Origin of the sequence: Jannaschia seosinensis (assembly GCF_001408515.1) — a bacterium.
In the GTDB taxonomy this organism is placed as follows: domain Bacteria; phylum Pseudomonadota; class Alphaproteobacteria; order Rhodobacterales; family Rhodobacteraceae; genus Jannaschia; species Jannaschia seosinensis.
On sequence record NZ_CYPR01000007.1, the window covers coordinates 1 to 1746 of the forward strand.

Annotated in this window: 1 protein-coding gene and 1 pseudogene; both read right to left on the reverse strand. The window is 62.4% G+C overall.

Going from position 1 to position 1746, the window contains the following annotated elements:
* Positions 1-401, reverse strand: a pseudogene (locus JSE7799_RS00715) (helix-turn-helix domain-containing protein); the annotation flags it as partial.
* 571 nt (positions 402-972) lie between these two features.
* A complete protein-coding gene (locus tag JSE7799_RS00720; protein ID WP_055661882.1) occupies positions 973-1677 on the reverse strand; it encodes an IS6 family transposase in 705 nt (234 codons plus the stop codon).
* Positions 1678-1746 lie beyond the last annotated feature (69 nt).

A 1746-nucleotide genomic window follows, 5' to 3' on the forward strand; every position in this document is an offset into this window, starting at 1 on the left:
GGCTCGTAGGCCTTGAAGGCGCTGTGCTTCGGCTTGGCCGCCTTGGTCTTCAGGTCGCGCAGGTTCCCCACTCCATGCCGGCGCAGGCAGCGATCCAGCCCCGAGCGCGAGGCGTTCGGGTTCAGGAACTCCCGCACAACCGCCAGCAGATCATCCAGCGACACCAGCAGCGCCTTTCGCAGGGCCACCGCGACGGCCTCCTGCGGTGGTGTCAGCGTCGTCTGGAGCCTGTGCGGCGTGTGGCTGCGATCCGCGACGCTGTCGCGCTTGCGCCACTTGTAAACGGTCTGCTCCGTTATGCCGAAGCGCTCGGCCAGGACCGGAGCAGGCTCCGTGCTCGCCTGGATCGCCGCCCGCACCTTCGGCGTGGTCGTGGCCTGCTTGTGAAGATGTATCAGCATGGTCGTGCCCCGTCTCGAAGGTCCCTCAGAACCGATCTTGCCATGAAGAGCGCGGATCGTCGCGGGGAAAGGTGATCATCCGGGACGGAACAGCTAGGCTAGAGCCTTGGCAGGTGGTGAGCCGAAGCACCGACAAGACCGAGGAGTTTGTGAAGTTCGAGGCCGAGGCCTTTTACAAGACATACTGACTCGGTCTGACCGTTGGCTCTATCCCTCCGCAACCGAGGAAGGGGTCCACCCGCAGGATGCGTGGTTAGACGCCAGTACCGTTCGGGTGCATATGGCAATTACAAAGAGGCTCTCGTGTGGAGCCAAAAAAAATTTACAAAAAACAGAGACATATTGGTCTGAACCGAAGCTGCGCAGTCATGAGGTCCGGAGAATATCGGCCTCAGAGACCGCTTCCGGGCCACATAGCGCAGGGGGCGGTGCTCAGCCCCTCCCGCATAACCCTCGAAAACAACGGGAAAATCCGGCCGCCGCCGGATCGGGAGAACGCTTTCGCGGGGGCAAGTGGCGGTGGTGTCAGACCAATTCGAACCAGTCTCAGGAAGGGCAGGGGGCCTGGCCATTATCCGGCGCAAAGACCGCGCCACTCGGCGAGAGCGGCGGCGCGGTTCGTCTTGAAGATGTCTCGGCTGGAGAGGCTACGTTGCTGGTTGAAGTGGTTCGAGACGGAGGCGTGGACGGCGGCGAACTTCTGCAGACTTCGCATCCGCCGGAAGCGCTGCATGGCCCTCTCGCGTCGTCGGAACGGCAGGTGCGAATTCTCCGCGCGGTTGTTCAGCCACCGACCGGTCTCCTGCCGGTCCGCCATGCCGAGGTCCTTCAGGGCCGCACCGTAGGAGCGAAGCTTGTCCGTCACGAGGACATCTGCTCGCCCGTGCTTTTTCATTGCTTTTCTGAGGAATTTCAGCGCGGCCTTCTTGTCCCGCGTCTTCGTGACGAAGCTTTCCAGCACTTCGCCCTCATGATCGACCGCCCGCCAGAGGTAGTGCTGCTCGCCGTTGATCTTCACGAACATCTCGTCGAGGTGCCAGCGCCAGCGGCTCGATTGCATACCTTCGATCCGACGCTTGCGGTTCTCGCCCGCGAACATCGGACCGAAGCGCTGCCACCAGAAGCGCACCGTCTCGTGGCTGACGTCGACGCCGCGCTCGTGCAGCAGATCTTCGACGTTCCGCAGCGACAGCGGGAAGCGGACATACATCATCACCGCCAGGCGAATGATCTCGGAGCTGGTCTTGAAGTACTTGAAGGGGCTGCGCTTGGTCATGCGGGGAGCCTAGCCAGCCGCCTGCTCCGCCTCAAGCGAAGTTCTTCTGACAAGGCCCATCCAAGGGAT

Excerpts from the sequence above, each read along its gene's own strand:
- JSE7799_RS00720 (WP_055661882.1), bottom strand. The coding sequence starts at position 1,677 with ATGACCAAGCGCAGCCCCTTCAAGTACTTCAAGACCAGCTCCGAGATC.